The organism is Stenotrophomonas sp. YJH_SMC_131 (assembly GCF_059367975.1).
In genome coordinates this window covers 790291-808327 of the sequence record NZ_JCAFRJ010000001.1, presented here as the reverse complement: position 1 = coordinate 808327, position 18037 = coordinate 790291, and the positions used below count along the sequence as shown (strand labels likewise).

At 67.9% G+C, this 18037-nt stretch carries 18 protein-coding genes; 12 read left to right on the top strand and 6 right to left on the bottom strand.

Features of this window, described 5'->3' with window-relative positions:
• The first annotated feature begins 87 nt into the window (after positions 1–87).
• From AC5P56_RS03710 to AC5P56_RS03680, 7 genes are all read left to right on the top strand, one after another.
• Positions 88–885: a ParA family protein gene (locus AC5P56_RS03710; protein WP_014648884.1), complete on the top strand. Its 798-nt coding sequence runs from the start codon at positions 88–90 to the stop codon at positions 883–885.
• A complete protein-coding gene (locus tag AC5P56_RS03705; protein WP_014648883.1) occupies positions 885–1808 on the top strand; it encodes a ParB/RepB/Spo0J family partition protein in 924 nt (307 codons plus the stop codon). The genes AC5P56_RS03710 and AC5P56_RS03705 overlap by 1 nt, the downstream gene beginning before the upstream one ends.
• Before the next feature lie 126 nt (positions 1809–1934).
• On the top strand, positions 1935–2669 hold the full coding sequence (locus tag AC5P56_RS03700) for a suppressor of fused domain protein (protein ID WP_049407664.1): 735 nt from the start codon (positions 1935–1937) through the stop codon (positions 2667–2669).
• Between the two features lie 45 nt (positions 2670–2714).
• On the top strand, positions 2715–3680 hold the full coding sequence (locus AC5P56_RS03695; RefSeq protein ID WP_053494542.1) for an NAD-dependent epimerase/dehydratase family protein: 966 nt from the start codon (positions 2715–2717) through the stop codon (positions 3678–3680).
• 90 nt (positions 3681–3770) lie between these two features.
• On the top strand, positions 3771–4493 hold the full coding sequence (locus AC5P56_RS03690) for a glycosyltransferase family 2 protein (protein ID WP_005420380.1): 723 nt from the start codon (positions 3771–3773) through the stop codon (positions 4491–4493).
• On the top strand, positions 4493–4840 hold the full coding sequence (locus tag AC5P56_RS03685) for a lipid-A-disaccharide synthase N-terminal domain-containing protein (protein WP_014648879.1): 348 nt from the start codon (positions 4493–4495) through the stop codon (positions 4838–4840). The genes AC5P56_RS03690 and AC5P56_RS03685 overlap by 1 nt, the downstream gene beginning before the upstream one ends.
• Positions 4841–5052: 212 nt before the next feature.
• Positions 5053–6825: a DUF885 domain-containing protein gene (locus AC5P56_RS03680; protein ID WP_495231462.1), complete on the top strand. Its 1773-nt coding sequence runs from the start codon at positions 5053–5055 to the stop codon at positions 6823–6825.
• 95 nt (positions 6826–6920) lie between these two features.
• On the opposite strand, the gene AC5P56_RS03675 is transcribed toward AC5P56_RS03680, so the two are convergent.
• From AC5P56_RS03675 to AC5P56_RS03655, 5 genes are all read right to left on the bottom strand, one after another.
• Positions 6921–10130 (bottom strand): efflux RND transporter permease subunit, encoded by a 3210-nt coding sequence (locus tag AC5P56_RS03675; protein WP_288495481.1) that lies wholly within the window; start codon positions 10128–10130, stop codon positions 6921–6923.
• Positions 10131–10140: 10 nt separating this feature from the next.
• The gene (locus AC5P56_RS03670; RefSeq protein ID WP_126411526.1) at positions 10141–11346 is read right to left on the bottom strand and encodes an efflux RND transporter periplasmic adaptor subunit; all 1206 of its coding nucleotides are present in this window, start codon (positions 11344–11346) and stop codon (positions 10141–10143) included.
• Complete coding sequence (locus AC5P56_RS03665) at positions 11343–12596, bottom strand: TolC family protein (protein ID WP_049407169.1); 1254 nt, start codon at positions 12594–12596, stop codon at positions 11343–11345. The genes AC5P56_RS03670 and AC5P56_RS03665 overlap by 4 nt, the downstream gene beginning before the upstream one ends.
• Before the next feature lie 55 nt (positions 12597–12651).
• Complete coding sequence (locus tag AC5P56_RS03660; RefSeq protein ID WP_014648874.1) at positions 12652–12984, bottom strand: hypothetical protein; 333 nt, start codon at positions 12982–12984, stop codon at positions 12652–12654.
• Positions 12985–13225: 241 nt separating this feature from the next.
• The gene (locus tag AC5P56_RS03655) at positions 13226–13615 is read right to left on the bottom strand and encodes a RidA family protein (protein ID WP_014648873.1); all 390 of its coding nucleotides are present in this window, start codon (positions 13613–13615) and stop codon (positions 13226–13228) included.
• A 108-nt stretch (positions 13616–13723) separates the two neighbouring features.
• Here AC5P56_RS03655 and AC5P56_RS03650 point away from each other — a divergent pair, with 108 nt between their 5' ends.
• On the top strand, positions 13724–14617 hold the full coding sequence (locus AC5P56_RS03650; protein ID WP_288495474.1) for a LysR family transcriptional regulator: 894 nt from the start codon (positions 13724–13726) through the stop codon (positions 14615–14617).
• A gap of 146 nt (positions 14618–14763) precedes the next feature.
• A complete protein-coding gene (gene dnaQ / locus AC5P56_RS03645) occupies positions 14764–15273 on the top strand; it encodes a DNA polymerase III subunit epsilon (protein WP_014648871.1) in 510 nt (169 codons plus the stop codon).
• A 13-nt stretch (positions 15274–15286) separates the two neighbouring features.
• Here dnaQ and AC5P56_RS03640 read toward each other — a convergent pair whose 3' ends face one another.
• Positions 15287–16501 carry a glycosyltransferase gene (locus tag AC5P56_RS03640; RefSeq protein WP_227864164.1) on the bottom strand — a complete coding sequence of 405 codons (1215 nt, stop codon included), beginning with the start codon at positions 16499–16501 and terminating at the stop codon, positions 15287–15289.
• 280 nt (positions 16502–16781) lie between these two features.
• Here AC5P56_RS03640 and rpmB point away from each other — a divergent pair, with 280 nt between their 5' ends.
• From rpmB to AC5P56_RS03625, 3 genes are all read left to right on the top strand, one after another.
• Positions 16782–17018 carry a 50S ribosomal protein L28 gene (rpmB, locus tag AC5P56_RS03635; RefSeq protein ID WP_005411638.1) on the top strand — a complete coding sequence of 79 codons (237 nt, stop codon included), beginning with the start codon at positions 16782–16784 and terminating at the stop codon, positions 17016–17018.
• A 10-nt stretch (positions 17019–17028) separates the two neighbouring features.
• On the top strand, positions 17029–17196 hold the full coding sequence (gene rpmG, locus AC5P56_RS03630; protein ID WP_169411268.1) for a 50S ribosomal protein L33: 168 nt from the start codon (positions 17029–17031) through the stop codon (positions 17194–17196).
• 475 nt (positions 17197–17671) lie between these two features.
• Complete coding sequence (locus tag AC5P56_RS03625; RefSeq protein WP_032960654.1) at positions 17672–17920, top strand: hypothetical protein; 249 nt, start codon at positions 17672–17674, stop codon at positions 17918–17920.
• Positions 17921–18037 lie beyond the last annotated feature (117 nt).

Here is an 18037-nt window from a genome sequence, read left to right as displayed (position 1 = left end):
CAACGGGTTGGCGATCCACGATTTCCGCAAGGGGCCGGTTGTACGCATAATGACCGGTCCCAGCACACGTCGACGAGGCACACCCGCATGGCCCGCATCATCGCCATCGCCAACCAGAAGGGTGGCGTCGGCAAGACCACGACCGCCGTCAACCTGGCCGCTTCCCTGGCCAACGCACCCAAGCGCGTGCTGTTGGTCGACCTGGATTCGCAGGGCAACGCGACCATGGGCAGTGGCGTGGACAAACGCGAGCTGGCCGCCTCCACCTGTGACCTGCTGCTCGGCGAGAACAGCGCTGCCGATGTACGCGTGCAGACTGCCGAGGGTTACGACCTGCTGCCCGGCAATATCGACCTGACCGCCGCCGAGATCCAGCTGATGGGCCAGAGCGAGCGCGAGCAGCGCCTGAAGCGCGCGCTGGCGCCGATCCGCGACGAGTACGACTACATCCTGATCGACTGCCCGCCGGCGCTGTCGCTGCTGACGCTCAACGCGCTGGCCGCCGCCGACTCGGTGATCGTGCCGATGCAGTGCGAGTACTACGCGCTGGAAGGCCTGAGCGCGCTGGTGGAAACCATCGAAGCGCTGCGCACCAGCCTGAACCCGGCGCTGGAGATCGAAGGCGTGCTGCGCACCATGTTCGACGTGCGCAACAACCTGGCCAACGCAGTGTCGGCCGAGCTCACCGAGCACTTCGGCGACCGCGTGTTCCGCACCATCGTGCCGCGCAACGTGCGCCTGGCCGAGGCACCCAGCCATGGCCAGAGCATCGTCGGCTACGACCGCGCCTCGCGCGGTGGCGTGGCCTACCTGGGCCTGGCCGGCGAGATCATCCGCCGCAACAACGAACGCAACAAGGCCGGCAAGGCCGTGGAGATCGTCTGATGACCAGCAGCAAGCCGGCAGCCAAGAAGCGAGGCCTCGGCCGTGGCCTGGATGCGCTGTTGGGCCCGAAAGGCGCGGTCAGCCAGGTGCAGGCCACCACCGCGGTGATCGAGCCGCTGCCGGGTGAAGTGCTGCGCAAGTTGCCGGTCGGCCAGCTGCAGCCGGGCAAGTACCAGCCGCGCCGCGAGATGGACGAGGGCAAGCTGTCCGAGCTGGCCGACTCGATCAAGTCGCAGGGCGTGATCCAGCCGATCCTGGTGCGCCAGCTGCCGGCAGGCAACTACGAAATCGTCGCCGGTGAACGCCGTTGGCGCGCATCGCAGCTGGCCGGCCTGGACGAAGTGCCGGTGGTGGTGCGCGAGCTGGAAGACCGCACCGTCATCGCGATGGCGCTGATCGAGAACATCCAGCGCGAAGACCTCAACCCGCTGGAAGAAGCCGAGGCGCTGCAGCGCCTGATCAGCGAGTTCACCCTGACCCATGCCGAGGCCGCCGAGGCCGTCGGCCGCTCGCGCGCGGCGGTGTCCAACCTGCTGCGCCTGCTGGAGCTGCCGGTGGCGATCCGCCTGCTGCTGGAAACCCGCCGCCTGGAAATGGGCCACGCCCGCGCGCTGCTGACCCTGGCTCCCGAGCTGGCCGGCAAGCTGGCCCAGGAAGCAGCCGATGAAGGCTGGTCGGTGCGCGAGGTCGAGCGCCGTGCGCAGGCCTTCGCCGCCGGCAAGGTGCCGAGCAACCGCCCGGCGGCCACGCCGAAGGTGCAGCAGGCCGACATCGCCTCGCTGGAAACCGAACTGTCCGAAGCATTGGGCGCCAAGGTGGCGATCAATCATGGCCGCGGTGGCAAGGGCAAGCTGATCATCCACTACACCGACCTGGATACCCTGGACGGCGTGCTGGAAAAGCTGCGCACGCGCCAGGGCTGAGCCCGGCGCAGTGACAGGGGCGCGGCCCGTTCCTGCCGTGTCCCGCCAATGACAGGGAACGTACCGCCGCGCGCGCCGAGGGAATGCACTGCCTTCCGGTCCGTGGCCTCATCCAGGGAGCAGGACATGAGCAACGAATACGAGGACGTCAGCCCGGACGGCACCCAGATACTGGTACATCGCCGCGAAAAGGACTTCGTGCTCGCCACCGGCGAAGAACGCCACATCGAGGCGATCAGCGCCCACCTCGAACGCCATCTGGGCCCGGTATCCGGTGTCTTCCACGAGATCATCTCCGACCTGGTGCACATCGACGTGCACGTGGTGCCGGCCAATGACCACTGCCCTTACCTGCGCCTGGTCACCTCCGGCATGAGCGACCTGCCGATGACCGTGCCCGCCGAGGTGGACGCGGACGTGCCGCGCTACATGGAACTGATGGTGACCCTGCCGGCGGACTGGCCCATCTCCCAGGACGCCTTCGAGGACGAGCGCAATTACTGGCCGGTGCGCCTGCTGAAGGGCATGGCGCGGTTGCCGCACGAGTACGACACCTGGCTGGGCTTCGGCCACACCATTCCCAACGGCCATCCCAGCGAGCCCTATGCGCCGGGCGTGGGCTTCGACGGCGCCATCGTGCTGCCGCCGGTAACCACCCCGGAGGACTTTGCCACGCTGGAACTGGACGACGGCAAGACCATCAGCTTCATGAGCCTGGTCCCGCTGTACCCCGAAGAGATGGACCTGAAGCTGAGGAAGGGCGCCGAGGCGCTGCTCGACCGCTTCGACGCGAAGAAGATCCAGGATGTAATCGAACCCGGCCGCACCAACGTGGCGAAGAAGCGTTTCGGTTTGTTCTGAGACCGGTAACATCAGGGGCCTGAACTTCGTTTCCAGGCCCCTGCCATGACCATCCTGCTCACCGGCGCTGCCGGCTTCATCGGTGCCTACACCGCCCGCGCACTGCTGGAGGCCGGCCAGGCCGTGGTCGGCCTGGACAACTTCAACGATTACTACGACCCGCAGATCAAGCGCGACCGCGTGGCCGCGCTGTGCCCGTCGCTGGACCTGCGCGCGCTGGACCTGACCGACCGCGAGGGCCTGGCTGCGCTGTTCGATGAAGTGCAGCCGACGGCGGTGATCCATCTGGCCGCCCAGGCCGGCGTGCGCTATTCGCTGGAAAACCCGCACGCCTACGTCGACAGCAACCTGGTCGGCTTCGTCAACATGCTCGAACTGTGCCGCCACCGTGGCGTGCAGCACCTGGTGTATGCCTCCAGCAGCTCGGTCTACGGCGATTCGGCCACGCCGCCGTTCTCCGAGGACCAGCGCGTAGACCAGCCGCGTTCGCTGTACGCGGCGACCAAGGCGGCCAATGAGCTGATGGCCCATACCTACGCGCAGCTGTACGGCCTGCATGCCACCGGCCTGCGCTTCTTCACCGTGTATGGCCCGTGGGGCCGGCCGGACATGGCACCGCTGCTGTTCTCCCGCGCGGTGCTGGCCGGGCGGCCGATCGACGTGTTCAACGAGGGCCGCATGCAGCGCGATTTCACACATGTCTCCGACATTGTGTCCGGTATCCTCGGCGCCCTCGCGCATCCGGCCGACGGCCCGGTGCCGCACCGGGTGTTCAACCTCGGCAACCATACGCCGGTCGAGCTGGAGCGCTTCATCAGCGTGATCGAGCAGGCCGCCGGCCGCCCCGCGCAGAAGGTGTACAAGCCCATGCAGCCCGGCGACATGGTGCGCACGATGGCCGATACCCGGCGCGCGCATGACGCTTTCGGCTTCGATGCGGTGACCCCGATCGAAGAAGGCCTGCCGCCTGTGGTGCAGTGGTGCCGCGAGTATTTTGGCGATCGCGCCTGAGGATGGATCCTCACGCCGCGGGGTTCATCTTCGGATAACCTCGGCAGCGGAGAATGCGCGGTCTTTGTCCCCCCTTTGGCCGAGTGCCTTATGAGCCAACCCGAGCTTTCCGTTGTCGTCCCGGTATTCAACGAGCGCGACAATGTCGCCCCGCTGGTCGCCGAAATCACCGCCGCGCTGCGTGGCCGGCTGCCGTTCGAAATCGTCTACATCGACGATCACTCGCGCGATGACACCCTGGCGGTGCTGCAGGGACTGAAGGCGACCACCCCGGAACTGCGCGTGCTGCACCATGTGAACCAGAGCGGGCAGAGCACCGCGGTGCGCACCGGCGTCAAGCACGCCCGCGCGCCGTGGATCGCGACCCTGGATGGCGATGGCCAGAACGATCCGGCCGATATCCCCAAGCTGCTCGCCGCACGCGACGCCGCCGAGGCGCAGGTGAAGCTGTTCGCCGGCTGGCGCGTCAACCGCCAGGACAGCGGCAGCAAGCGCTGGGCCAGCAAATGGGCCAACGCCATCCGTGCACGCATGCTGCGCGACGATACGCCCGATACGGGCTGCGGCATCAAGCTGTTCGAACGCAGCGCGTTCCTCGACCTGCCGTACTTCGACCACATGCACCGCTACCTGCCGGCGCTGATGCAGCGCGCCGGCTGGAAGACCACCAGCGTGCCGGTCAACCACCGCCACCGTACCGCTGGCGTGTCCAAGTACAACAACCTCGGCCGCGCGCTGGTCGGCATCCGCGACCTGCGTGGCGTGGCCTGGCTGATCACCCGCAGCAAGCGCACCGCGGTGGAGGAGCGCTGATGGATCTGGAGCTGCATTGGCTCGACCAGCCGCTGACCTGGCTGTACTGGACCGGCCTGCACGTGACCGGCTGGAAGCTGATCGGCTATACCGGCGCGCTGATGTTCGGCGGCCGCTGGCTGGTCCAGTTCGTCGCGTCCAAGCGCGCCGGCAAGCCGGTGATCCCGCGCCTGTTCTGGTACATGAGCGTGCTCGGCAGCCTGATGACGCTGAGCTACTTCCTGTTCTCGGCCAAGCAGGACTCGGTGGGCGTGCTGCAGAACCTGTTCCCGGCGTTCACCGCGCTGTACAGCCTGCACCTGGACATCAAGCACCGCGGCTGGAAGCGAGACAAGGCCAGCCACTGAGGCCCCGGGGTCGGATCCCTTTCCATGGGAAAGGGCTCTGACCCCGTCCGGATCACCCTGTCCGGATCCGCGGCGCATCCACGCATGACGTGGGTCTACTGCGTACCTGGCTACCGGGGCCCCGGTCTGCTGCGCAGGCAGGACCTTCGTCCCATGCCACGGGCGATGGGCGGTGCCATGATCGGGGTCTGCCTTCCCGGGAACCTGTGCTCGTGAAAACCCGTCTTGCCGTTGCCCTGCTGATCGCCCTGTCCGCCCCCGCCGTGGCCCTGGCCGCGCCGCCCGCCACCGCCGCACCGTCCGGCGTGGCCACTGAATCGCCCGCCGACGCCGCCTTCCGCGCGCTGTACGAGAAGGAATGGAAGTGGCGCCAGCAGGGCGGTGGCGAGGCCAGCGAGGACGAGGACGCCCCGGCCAACGCCACCAGCATGCCCGACGTCGGCCCGGCCGCGCAGCAGGCGCGCCTGAAGGTGTGGGATGAGACCCTGGCCGCGCTGAAGAAGATCGACCCGAAGACCCTGTCGGCCGACAACCAGGTCAACTACGCGATCTACCACGACCAGGTGTTCAACCTGGCCGAAGAGACGCGCCTGCGCGGCTACGAGATGCCGTTCAACGCCGATTCCTCGTTCTGGTCCAACCTGTCCTTCATGGCCCGGCGCGAGATGAAGACCGTGCAGGACTACCAGAACTACATCGCACGCCTGAATGATGTACCGCGCTACTTCGGCCAGCAGACCGAGAACATGCGCGCCGGCCTGAAGCGTGGTTTCAGCGTGCCGCGCGCGGTGCTCGATGGCCGCGAAGTGTCCATCGCCACCGTCGCCGAGCTGAAGGACCCGACCGAGTCGCCGCTGTACGCGCCGTTCAAGAAGCTGCCCACCACCATCCCGGCCGCCGAGCAGGCCAGGCTGCAGGCGCAGGCGCGCGAAGCAATCAGCGGCAAGGTGGTGCCGGCGTTCCAGCAGCTGCGCACCTTCTTCGTCAACGAGTACGTGCCGCAGGCGCGTACCACCCTGGCCGCCGAAGCGATGCCCGATGGCAAGGCGTACTACCGGCAGCAGATCCACGAGTACACCACGCTGGACCTGTCGCCGGACGAGATCCACCGCATCGGCCTGGGCGAGGTCGAGCGCATCCAGAAGGAAATGAACGACATCATCAAGCAGGTGAAGTTCAAGGGCAGCTTTGCCGAGTTCCTGACCTTCCTGCGTACCGATCCGCAGTTCTATGCAAAGACACCGGAAGAGCTGCTGTCGCGTGCCGCGTGGATCTCCAAGCGGGCGGACGGCCAGCTGGGCAAGTACATGACGTTGCCGCGCGCGCGCTTCACCATCGTGCCGGTGCCGCCGGACATCGCACCGTTCTGGACGGCCGGCCGCGGTGGCATGGGCACCTACTGGCTCAACACCTACAACCTGCCGTCGCGCCCGCTGTACAACCTGCCGGCGCTGACCCTGCATGAATCCGATCCGGGCCACTCGCTGCAGGGCGCGATCGCCGCCGAGCAGAAGAACCTGCCGGAGTTCCGCCGCAACGCCTACATCTCCGCCTATGGCGAAGGCTGGGCGCTGTACTGCGAGAAACTGGGCGTGGAGATGGGCATCTACGAAACCCCGTACGAGGATTTCGGCCGCCTGACCTACGAGATGTGGCGTGCCGCGCGCCTGGTGATCGACACCGGCGTGCACAGCAAGGGCTGGACCCGCGAGCAGGCGTTGGCCTACCTGCGTGACCACACCGCGCTGAGCGAGCATGAAGTGACCACCGAGGTGGACCGCTACATCTCCTGGCCTGGCCAGGCGCTGAGCTACAAGCTGGGCGAGATCGCCATCGTGCGCCTGCGTGCGCAGGCCGAGAAGGAGCTGGGCGACAAGTTCGACATCAAGGGCTTCCACGACACCCTGCTCAAGCAGGGCTCGGTGCCGCTGCCGGTGCTGGAACAGCAGATCCAGGCCTACATCGCCGAGCGCAAGAAGGCCTGACCGTGCAAGGGTAGTGCCGGCCGCTGGCCGGCAACCCGACCCGGTCACGGGGTCGGATCCCTTTCCTGTGGAAAGGGCTCCGACCCCCTCTCGCCTCACCCCACCGGCCGCGGCTTGGCCACCCGTGCTGCGAAGGTCGGCAGCACCAGCAGGGTCAGCACGGTGGCGGTGATCAGGCCACCGATCACCACCGTGGCCAGCGGCTTCTGCACCTCCGCACCGGAACCGCTGGCAATCGCCATCGGGATGAAGCCGACGATCGCCACCAGCGCCGTGGTCAGCACCGCGCGGATGCGGCTGGAGGCACCGTTGATTGCTGCCTGCAGCGGCAGGTCGCCGGCATCCAGGCGTTCGCGGATCGCCTGCATCAGCACCAGGCCGTTCAACGTGGCCACGCCGGAGACGGCGATGAAGCCAACTGCCGCCGATACCGAGAACGGCATGCCTCGCAGCAGCAGCGCGAGGATGCCACCGACCAGCGCCAACGGCACGCAGCTGAACACCAGAATGGCTTCCTTGCCGCTGCGCAGGGCCATGAACAGCAGGCTGCCGATCAGCAGGAACACCACCGGCACCACGGTTGCCAACCGCTTCTCCGCGCGCTGCAGGTTCTCGAACTGACCGCCCCAGGTCAGGTAGGCGCCCGGCGGCAGCGCCACGTCGGCCACCGCGGCCTGCGCCTCGCCGACGAAGCCGCCCAGATCGCGACCGCGCACGTTGGCCTGCACCACCACGCGGCGGCTGCCGTTGTTGCGGCTGATCTGGTTCGGCCCTTCGCTCACGGTAATGCGCGCCACCGACGACAACGGAATCACGAGCCCCGATGGCGTGGCGATCGGCAGCGAGGCCAGCTGGTCCGGATCGTTGCGCGAGGCATCGTCCAGGCGCACCACCACGTTGAAGCGGCGGTCGCCTTCGAAGATCTTGCCGGCCGTGGTACCGCCGATGCCGGTGGACAGCGCATCACTCACATCTGCAGCGCTCAACCCGTACTGTGCCGCCGCCACGTGGTCGATCGCCACGTTGAGCGTGGGCAGGCCGGAGGTCTGTTCTACCCGCACGTCGGCCGCGCCATCCACCGCACGCAGCTTCAACGCCACCTGGTCGGCCACCTTCTGCAGCTGGCTGAAGTCATCACCGAAGATCATTACGGCCAGGTCGGTACGCACGCCGGAAATCAGTTCGTTGAAGCGCAGCTCGATCGGCTGGCTGAACTCGAAGCTGTTGCCCAGCTGCTGCCCGGCCAGTTTCTCGAAGCGCGCCACCAGTGCGTCCTTGGCCAGCGTCGGATCGGGCCAGTCCTTGCGTGGCTTCAACACGATCACGCTGTCGGAAATGTTGGTCGGCATCGGGTCGATCGCCGCCTCGGCGGTACCGGTGCGCGAGAACACGGTTTCCACTTCCGGCTGCTTGGCAATCGCCTTTTCCAGCGCCAGCTGCATTGCCAGTGACTGCTCCAGCGAGGTCGATGGCACGCGCAGGGCCTGCATCGCCACGTTGCCTTCATCCAGGGTCGGCATGAACTCGCGGCCCAGCAGCGAGAACGCGCCGATGCCCACCACCACCATCATCACCGCACCGGCCAGCACCGTGCGCGGGTGCGCCACGGCCTTGCGCACCACCGGTTCGATGCGCGCACGCAGCACGCGGATCAGCCTGGTTTCGTGCTCGCCGTCGTCCGCGTGCGCATCGCCGTCCTTCACCTTGGGCTCGCGCACCAGCAGCGCGGCCATCGCCGGCACGAAGGTGAAGGAAAACAGGAAGGCACCGACCAGGGCCAGCATGAACGTGGCCGCCATCGGGTGGAACGTCTTGCCCTCCACGCCCTCCAGCGTGAGGATCGGCGCGAACACCAGCAGGATGATCAGCTGGCCGAAGGCCGCAGGGCGCGCCATCTTAATGGCCGAATCGGCGGCTACGCGCAGGCGTTCCATCGCGGTCAGCGCACGGCCCAGTTCGGCGCGGCGCTGGCCCAGCATCAGCAGTGTCGACTCGACCACGATCACCGCACCGTCCACCAGGATGCCGAAGTCCAGCGCACCCAGGCTCATCAGGTTGCCACTGATGCCGAAGCGGTTCATGCCGATCACTGCGAACAGGAACGACAGCGGAATCACCAGCGCGGTGATCGTTGCCGCACGCAGGTTGCCCAGCAGCAGGAACAGCACCACCACCACCAGCAGCGCGCCCTCGGTGAGGTTCCTGGCGACGGTCTTGATGGTGGAATTGACCAGCACGCTGCGGTCCAGCACCGGTGCCGCCACGATGTCGGCCGGCAGTGACTTGTTTACCTGTTCCAGGCGCGCGGCCGCTGCCTGGGCCACGGTGCGGCTGTTGCCACCGGCAATCATCAGCGCGGTGCCCAGCACGGCTTCATGGCCGTTGCGGCTGGCCGCACCCAGCCGCGGCGCGCGGCTCAGTTCCACCGTGGCCACATCGGCTACGCGTACCACCACGCCATTGCGGGTCGCCACCGGGGCCTGTGCCAGGTCGTCGGTGGTCAGCGCCAGGCCGTCGGCACGTACCACCAGGCCCTCGCCGGCACGCTGTACGAAGCCGGCACCGGCCTGCACGTTGGAACGCTGCAGCGCAGTGACCAGGTCGGCCAGGCCGAGGCCATGCGCGGCCAGTCTGGCGCTGTCCGGATGCACGCCGTATTCCTTGACGTAGCCGCCGACCGTATCGACGCCGGCCAGCCCCGGGCTGGAACGCATCTGCGGCGCGATGATCCAGTCCTGCACGGTGCGCAGGTAGGTCGCACGTTCTTCGGGCGTACGCAGCAGGTTGCCTTCCGGTGTGCGGTAGACCTCGCCGGCCTGCCAGCCCGCTTCATCGGGTTTGGCCAGTTTGGCCGGATCGAACGCGGTGAAGTCCACCGTCCACATCAGCACCTCGCCAAGGCCGGTGGTGACCGGCGACAGCATCGGTGATGCACCATCGGGCAGGGCTTCCGATGCCTCGCGCATGCGTTCGGCCACCTGCTGGCGGGCGAAGTAGATGTCGGTGGCATCGGTGAAGATCGCGGTGACCTGCGAGAAACCATTGCGCGACAGCGAACGCGTGGTGGTCAGGCCGGGGATGCCGGCCAGCGCGGTTTCCAGCGGATAGGTCACCTGCCGCTCGATCTGCTCCGGTGTCAGCGCCGGTGCCACCGTGTTGATCTGTACCTGACGGTTGGTGATGTCCGGCACCGCGTCGATCGGCAGCTTGCCCAGCTGGAACAGGCCCACCGCGGCGATCAGTGCGGCCATGAACACCACCAGCCAGCGGTGGCGCACCGCTGTTTCAATGATCAGCTTGAACATGGTCGCCTCCTCAGTGGCCGTGCTCGGCTTCGCCCTTGGCCAGCTCGGCCTTGAGCAGGAAGGCATTGGCACCGACGATGCGCTCGCTGCCGGTCAGCCCAGCGAGGATCTCGATGCGGTCACCGGCACGGCGCCCGGCCAGGACCGGCTGCGCCTTGAAGCCACCTTCGACGGCGACAAACACCGCGCTGCTGCCATCAACCTTCTGCACTGCATCGGCCGGGACGCTGAGCGAGCCGTCCTGGCCTTCGGTGACCACCACGGCCGAGACCGGCGAACCGGCCGGCGGCAGCGACGCATCCACCGGCGTGGCACGGATCACCGCGACGCCGCCCTGCTGGCGCACATCGGCGGCCGAACCGGTGACGGTGGCGGTGAAGCTGCCACCCGGCACGCTCACTTCCAGCGTCATGCCGGGCGTGACCTGTGCGGCCAGCGCCGGCGGTGCGGTGAACACCAGCTCGTTCATTGTCGGGTCGGCGACATCGGCGACTGCACTGCCGGCGGCGACTACACCGCCCGGAGTGACCTGCACGTTGCCGACGATGCCGGCCACCGGGCTGGTGATGCGCACGCGGCCACTGGCATCGGGCGCACCGTTGGCAGCGGCCTGGGCCTGCGCGGCAGCGGCCTGGGCCTGTGCCGCCAGCGACCGTGCGCGCGAGGCTTCCATCTCCTGGCGGGCAACCACGCCCTGGTCGACCAGCGCCTTGTCGCGGCCATAGGCCAGGCGCGCGGCCTCGGCCTCGGCCGAGGCGGCCAGCGCATTGGCGCGGAACACCGCCGCTTCGCCGCTGACCACGATCGCCAGTGCCTGGTTCTGCTTCACCGCGGTGCCCGGTGCGACCAGCACGCGTTCGACGCGGCCGGTCACGGTCGACGCCACCGAGGCGCGTGCACCGACCGACGGTTCGACCCGGCCGGACAGGCGCGTGGAGCTACCGCCACCACGACCGACCGCGACCACTTCGATACCGGACGCCTTGATCTGCTCAGGAGTCAGCTGCACGACACCCTCATCGCCATCGGCGGGCGCCTTTGCGGATTCGGCCTTGGCCTCCTTGCTGTCGGCGGCATGGCCGTGGCCATCGTCGGTGCCGGCCTTGGCCGCAGCCGGGTCTTCATTGGCAGGTGTCTGCGCGTTGCCGGCGCAGCCGGCCAGCAGCGCGGCCAGCAGCACGCCGCCGATCAGCGGGAAAGTACGGGAGAGCGTCATGGGACCTCCACAAAAGGTGCGCGCCCTTCAAGGCGGGCAAGATCGATTTCCGCGGCGACGCGCGACAGGCGCGCATCCACGGCGGTGCCGCGGGCGGCGATGAGGGCGCTGCGCGTGCTGCGCAGTTCCAGCTGCGAGATGCGCCCGGCGTCGAAGCCGATGCGGGCTAGGCGATACGCCTCTTCGGCGGCGACCACGCTTTCATCGGCGGCGCGGGTACGGCTGCCGGCGGCCTTCAAACCGGCCACCGCGGAGAGGCGTGCCGCCTCGCTGTCGCGGCGCTGCTGGTCCAGGCGTGCCTCGGCCGCGCGCTGGTCGGCATTGGCGGCGCGGATGCCCCCGCGGTTGCGGTCGAACAGCGGGATGCTGAGGCTGACCCCGAGGTTGTAGGCGCGCTCGCCCCCCTCGCGGAAGCGGGTCTGCGCGGCAGTGACGCTCAGGTCGGGCAGGGCGCGCTTGCGCTCCACGTCGACCAGCTTGCCCGCCGCATCCGCTTCGGCTTCGGCGATGCGCACCGCCAGCGCGGTATCGGTGGCACCGCGTGGCAACGGCGGCGCGCGGTCGAGCAGGCTGTCGCCGATCGACTGCACCGGCGCATCCAGCAGCGCGGCACCGGCCAGGCGGGCCAGCGCGGCATCGCGGAAGGCCTGCGCCTCATCCAGCGCGGCGCTGGCGTTGGCGACTTCGCTCTGCGCCTGCACGGCGCGCAGCTGCGGCTCGCGGCCCTGCTTGACCATCGCGTTGACCGCGTTGGCGTCAGCGCGGGTGAGGCTCAGTGCTTCTTCGGCCAGGGTGTAGCGGCGCAGTGCACTTTCCGCCTGTGCATAGACCACCGCCAGCTGGCTGGCCACGTCGCTGCGGCTTTGGGCACCACGCAGGTTGGCGGCCTGTGCCTCGGCACGGGCGGCACGGACACGCGCGCCACGCTGGCCCCAGACCTCCAGCGGCTGGGACAGGGTGAGCACGGTATCGGCCTTGCCCATGCCGCCATAGGAGCCGGTGCCCCAGGCGTTTTCGGCGGAGTAAGAGAGGGAAGGGTTGGGCAACGCACGGGCCTGGTCGGCGCGCGCGTCGGCGGCCTCGGCCAGCGCCGCACCGACGCGGGTGCCGGGCAGCTGGTCCAGGCGTTCAAGCAGGGTGTCGTAGGAAGGGGCGGCTTGCGCCATCACCGATGCCGCCGGGGCCAGGCCCAGCAACACGGCGACGACCCGCCCGGCCGCACGCAGCGGCCGACGTGTCAGGGTCGACATGAAGAATTTCCGGAGGTGAGGGAACCGAAGCCCGCGAATGCGGGTCGCGCTCAACTCACGCCCGGGGAGGACGCGTCAGTTCATCCTGGGCGACCGCATAGGTCGCCGCGTCGCCGGCATTCATCCAGCGCGCCGGAAGCGGCGCACCGAAGGCGGCGAAGGTACTGGCCGGCAGGCTCAGATTGGAGTGGTGGCAGTGGTTGTGGCCACAGGCACCGACGTGCTTGCCGTCGGCATCGCCATCGGCATCCGGTGCGGACTCCACATGCACCGTGCTGGCATGCGGTTCCACCGTGCAGGCCAGCGCGTCGGCCACCGGCACGACCACGAATGCCGCCATCAGCAGCATCAGCAGGGTCGAACGGAGGTGGCGGGTGATCCAGCGCATGGACGGCAGGCTAGCAAGCGGTTTTCGCCGGATACAATATCAATGGACGCTTCGGGAATTCGTCGGAATCTCCCGTTCAGCTGGGCCGGGCGCGGGGTCGGATCCCTTTCCTCCGGAAAGGGCTCTGACCCCACCACACCGTTCGGGTGCGCCGCGCACATGTGCTCAGGTAGGTGTCGACCTTGGTCGACACGCTTTTCGACCCCACCGCGTTGCCGGCCAGCGGCCGGCACTACCCGTATCACGGCAGCTTCGCGATCACCTTGATCTCGAACTGGAACCCATACAGCCAGGTCACGCCGATACCGGTCAGGGTCGGGTGCGGCGCCTCGCCCCAATACTCCGGCACGATTGCCCAGGCCTTCTCAAAGTTCTTCTCTGGATCGACCAGGAACACGGTCACGTCGATCACGTCATCGAACGTGCAGCCGGCAGCAGCCAACACCGCATTGAGATTCTCGAAGGCGCGGCGCACCTGCGTTTCGAAGTCTGGCTCGGGCGAGCCGTCCTCACGGCTGCCGACCTGGCCGGATACGAACAGGAAGCCGTTGGAACGGATCGCAGGCGAGTAGCGGTTGCGCTCGTACAGGGCCTGGCGGCCGGCGGGGAAAACGACATCACGCTGTGACATGGGGAAGATCCCGTGGGAGAGAACGCCATCCTCCCCGTCAGCGCTGTCTGGATAAACCGCGATGATCGGCCTAGATTGATTGTCAATTCCAAACAATCATGGCCCGCCATGGACCGTTTCGAGGCGATGCGGGCCTTTGCCCGGGTGGTGGAAACCGGCAGCTTCACCCGCGCCGCGCAGACCCTGCAGATCAGCCGCACCACGGCCACCCAGCTGGTGCAGCAGCTGGAGGCGCACCTGCGGCTGCGCCTGCTCAACCGCACCACGCGCCGGGTCAGCGTCACCGCCGACGGCGCGGCCTACTACCCGCGCATCGCCCGCCTGCTGGCCGAGCTGGAAGAAGTGGAAGGCGGGCTGGGTGACGCGGCCAGCCAGCCGCGCGGACGCCTGCGCGTGGATGTGCCCGGGCCGTACGCGCGGCTGCGGCTGGTGCCGGCGTTGCCGGATTTCCAGGCGCGCTACCCGGAGATCCAGCTGGACATCGGCGTGAGTGACCGCGAGGTCGATGTCATCGCCGACAACGTCGACTGCGTGATCCGGGGTGGCACCCCGGCCGACCCGGCACTGGTAGCGCGGCCGCTGGCGGCGCTGCCGATCGGCTTCCGCGCAAGCCCCGGCTATGTGCAGCGTTTCGGGTTGCCGGCCGATCCGCGCGCGCTGCAAGGGCCCGATCACCACATGGTTGGCTTCCTCAGCCCGCGCAGTGGCCGCGCACGCGTGTTCATTGCACAGCGCGGCGATGAACGCGTTGAAGTGCAGGGCCGCTATACGGTCGGCTTCGATGATGGAAACGCCTATCTGGCCGCTGCGTTGGCGGGGTTGGGCGTGGTGGCGCTGCCCAGCTACATGGCCGAGCCGCACGTGGCGCGCGGCGAGCTGTTGCCGGTGTTGCCGGACTGGCAGCTGCCGCCGATGCCGATGCATGTGATGTTCCCGCCGAACCGGCACATGAGCCAGCGGCTGCGGGTGTTCATCGATTGGGTGGTGGAGGCGTTGGGTTGATCGCGCGCGCGCATCTGTAGAGCCGAGCCCACGCTCGGCTGCTTCTGGCATCACCAAGCCCGCGCTACGCGCGCCAGCCGAGCGTGGGCCCGGCTCTACCGGCATGCGAAAATCACCACAGCACGTAACAGGAAACATCGCCACGCATGAGTCGCATCGTCGCACTGGATACCGAAACCACCGGCATCTCCCACCGCCTGGGGCACCGGGTGATCGAAATCGGTGCCGTCGAACTGATCGATGGCCAGCTCACCGGCCGCCAGTTCCACACCTACCTGCAGCCGCAGCGCAGGGTCGACTGGGGCGCACAGCGCGTGCACGGCATCAGTGATGCGATGCTGGTGGGCAAGCCGCTGTTCTCCAGCAAGGCCGCCGAACTGCTGGACTTCCTGCGCGGCAGCGAGATGGTCGCGCACAACGCCACCTTCGATGTGGGCTTCCTGGACAACGAGCTGCGTCTGTCCGGTATTCCCGGCACGCTGGCCCAGCATTGCCGCATCACCTGTAGCCTGAAGCTGGCGCGCGGGCGCTGGCCCGGCCAGGGCAACAAGCTGGACGATGTGCTGCAGCGCCTGCGCATTCCCAGCCAGCGCGGCCTGCACGGCGCGCTCAAGGATGCCCATCTGCTGGCGCAGGTGATCCCGCACCTGCGCTGAGGCCTGGCCGCTGTTACACCGGCCGTAACCAGCGCTCGATCATCGCCACGCCACAGGCCACCCCGTCCTCATGGCCCATCGCCACGCCCAGGGCCGCCGCGCGTGCGCGTGTTGCGTCGGTTTCAACGAAGGTGATGGCTGCCGCCAGCGTTGCTGCATCCAGTCGCTTCGGTGACAACGGTGGCGGTGCCACGCCCAACCGATACAGGCGATCGGCCCAGAAGAACTGATCCGCGGCGAACGGCATCACCAGCGAGGGAATGCCGGCGCGGCAGGCCGAATGCGTGGTGCCGCTGCCACCATGGTGGATGGCGAGTGCGCAATGCGGGAACAGTGCTTCGTGTGGCGTCGGGCCGAGCACGAACACATCTGCTGGCAGCGCACCCGTCGGCAATCCGGCCCACCCTGGAAACAGCAGCACCCGGCGCGGTGCCAGCGCCTGCAGCAGGGCTGGCAGCACGCGCTCGCGATCGAATCCGGTCATGCTGCCAAAGCCCAGATAGACCGGCGGCGGCCCGGCATCGAGGAAGGCCTGCAGATCGGCTGGCGGCGTCCAGGGCGCATCAGGAAGCCGCCATTGGCCACAGGCGATGTGGTCGACCGGCCAGTCCGCCGGTGGCGGCAGCAGCTGCGGCGAGATGCCATAGAGCATCGGCAGGCCGGACCACAGCGCGCGACGCGGCGATTGCCCCAGTTGCTGGCGTGCCGCGTTGATCGGCCGACGGAACTGGCGCCAGATCAGGCCGTTGACCCACCCGTAACTGGCCCGGTTCAACCAGCCCGGCGAGCGTCCGGGCGGCAGGAACGGAGAGCGGAAGGCTCGCGTCGGGGTCAGCGGAATCATGCCGGTGCCGATGACCGGCAGACCCCGACGTTCGCCCACGCTCATGCCGACAAGGGCCGCCAGTCCGCCGGTCAGAATCGCATCGCAGCCTTCGGCGGCGGCATCGGCCTGGCGCATCCAGCCGCTGACATGCTGCAGCGCCATCCGTGCCAGACCGGTACTGGCGGCGGCAACACCGTTGCCCCGCGAGACAAGGGCGACCACTTCGTCATGGATGTCACCCTCAAGGGCCGCGTGGGGCACATCCAGGGCCTGCGCGCTGCCCAGGGTGCCGCCATCGGCCAGCAGTGTCACCGCGTGGCCTGCGCTGATCAGCCCATGGCAGAGCATGGCCAGCGGACGCGTATCGCCTTCGGTTCCGTAGGTCAGGGCCAGCAGCCGCATGGAAAGCTCCGCAGTGATCCGGGCCAGTATGCCGGTTGGCGAAGTCCCCCCGCCCCGCCGGTCCAGTCCCCGCCTGTGGGTAACTTGCGCAAGTGCTTGAACCCGTGCATAATGCGCGGCTCGCTGTGTCCGGTTTTCTACCGGGCGGCGCTCCCGGGAGCACGTCCCCGGCCGCCCAACGCCAGCGTAACCCTTTGATTCTCTTGACGTGTGGTGGGCAACCATCGAGGCCGCCGTCGCCCGGGCTACGGGCTGACAACTACTACTATCGAGGTGCGCAATGTCCCGCGTATGCCAGGTTTCCGGCAAGCGAGTGCAGACGGGTAACAACGTCTCGCACGCCAACAACAAGACCCGTCGTCGTTTCCTGCCGAATCTGCACGAGCGCCGTTTCTGGGTGGCCAGCGAGAACCGCTGGGTCAAGCTTCGTGTTTCCGCGCATGCACTGCGCACCATCGACAAGAACGGCATCGATTCCGTTCTGGCTGAGCTGCGTGCGCGCGGCGAAAAGGTCTGAGGAGTAAAGCATCATGGCAGGCAAGCGCGATAAGGTCCGTATGATTTCCTCGGCCGGTACCGGCCACTTCTACACGACCGACAAGAACAAGAAGAACACCCCGGGGAAGATGGAATTCCTGAAGTACGATCCGGTCGTGCGCAAGCACGTCCTGTACAAGGAAGGCAAGATCAAGTAATCCGCACGGATTGCTGGTCCCCGCGAAGAAACCCGCCCATGTGGCGGGTTTTTTCATGCCTGGCGTGCAGACTTCGGTAGCGGCCGACCTTGGTCGGCACTGCCGCACTCCCTGCGCACGCTGTCGCCAATGGCACCCTGCCTGAGGTGAAGGGCCGAATGCGATAAGTAATTGTTCCTACCGGTTCTGCCGCCTCGCGCGGTTCAAATCGATTGGAACGACGGGCCCCGCCGTGCCCATGATGGCTGGCCGCTGCGGTTGCAGTGGTCGGGCTTGCAATCCCGTCGAATCGGTAGCCAGTAAACTCGCCCGCCGTTGCCGGAAAGCTCCGCCGACGGCGGGCGACCCATCTGCCTCTATGGCGGACGGTGCGTGGGGGCCTCGCGCCCGCCGGTTTGGTGGCTACCGTTCCCGGTATTGCAACCACGCATCGTCCGCCACCTTCACGGTGGCCAGATCCGTTGAAGGAGGTTGCATGAACACCCCATCACACCGGCAGGACCTGGAACTGGGCTGGCTGCGCCTGCAGCGCATGCTGCAAGGCATCGAGGGCATGGCGCTGCTGCTGTGCGACCACCATCTGGCACTGGCCAACGGCGCGCCGTCGCCGCTGCCGGAGGCGCAGCTGGAGCGGGCCGCACAGGCGATCGCCTGCATGGCGCTCAACGGTCGCCGCCATGCCGACGCGGTGCGGCAGCTGTGCGAGGTGCCGGTGCGGCATTGATCCATCCTGTAGAGCCGAGCCCACGCTCGGCTGCTGTGCGGTCGGACCGGAAGGCCGTCGAGCGCGGCTCGACTCCACAAGGGCCGGTGGGCAGAATGGCCCATCACCTCCCGACGG

Coding starts and splice junctions, on each gene's coding strand:
- AC5P56_RS03710 (WP_014648884.1), top strand. CDS start 88: ATGGCCCGCATCATCGCCATCGCCAACCAGAAGGGTGGCGTCGGCAAG.
- AC5P56_RS03640 (WP_227864164.1), bottom strand. CDS start 16,501: ATGCGGCTGCTGGCCCTGACCTACGGAACCGAAGGCGATACGCGTCCG.
- AC5P56_RS03625 (WP_032960654.1), top strand. CDS start 17,672: ATGAACACCCCATCACACCGGCAGGACCTGGAACTGGGCTGGCTGCGC.
- AC5P56_RS03695 (WP_053494542.1), top strand. CDS start 2,715: ATGACCATCCTGCTCACCGGCGCTGCCGGCTTCATCGGTGCCTACACC.
- AC5P56_RS03700 (WP_049407664.1), top strand. CDS start 1,935: ATGAGCAACGAATACGAGGACGTCAGCCCGGACGGCACCCAGATACTG.
- AC5P56_RS03670 (WP_126411526.1), bottom strand. CDS start 11,346: ATGACGCTCTCCCGTACTTTCCCGCTGATCGGCGGCGTGCTGCTGGCC.
- rpmB (WP_005411638.1), top strand. CDS start 16,782: ATGTCCCGCGTATGCCAGGTTTCCGGCAAGCGAGTGCAGACGGGTAAC.
- AC5P56_RS03685 (WP_014648879.1), top strand. CDS start 4,493: ATGGATCTGGAGCTGCATTGGCTCGACCAGCCGCTGACCTGGCTGTAC.
- AC5P56_RS03675 (WP_288495481.1), bottom strand. CDS start 10,130: ATGTTCAAGCTGATCATTGAAACAGCGGTGCGCCACCGCTGGCTGGTG.
- AC5P56_RS03690 (WP_005420380.1), top strand. CDS start 3,771: ATGAGCCAACCCGAGCTTTCCGTTGTCGTCCCGGTATTCAACGAGCGC.
- AC5P56_RS03660 (WP_014648874.1), bottom strand. CDS start 12,984: ATGCGCTGGATCACCCGCCACCTCCGTTCGACCCTGCTGATGCTGCTG.
- dnaQ (WP_014648871.1), top strand. CDS start 14,764: ATGAGTCGCATCGTCGCACTGGATACCGAAACCACCGGCATCTCCCAC.
- AC5P56_RS03665 (WP_049407169.1), bottom strand. CDS start 12,596: ATGTCGACCCTGACACGTCGGCCGCTGCGTGCGGCCGGGCGGGTCGTC.
- AC5P56_RS03650 (WP_288495474.1), top strand. CDS start 13,724: ATGGACCGTTTCGAGGCGATGCGGGCCTTTGCCCGGGTGGTGGAAACC.
- AC5P56_RS03655 (WP_014648873.1), bottom strand. CDS start 13,615: ATGTCACAGCGTGATGTCGTTTTCCCCGCCGGCCGCCAGGCCCTGTAC.
- AC5P56_RS03705 (WP_014648883.1), top strand. CDS start 885: ATGACCAGCAGCAAGCCGGCAGCCAAGAAGCGAGGCCTCGGCCGTGGC.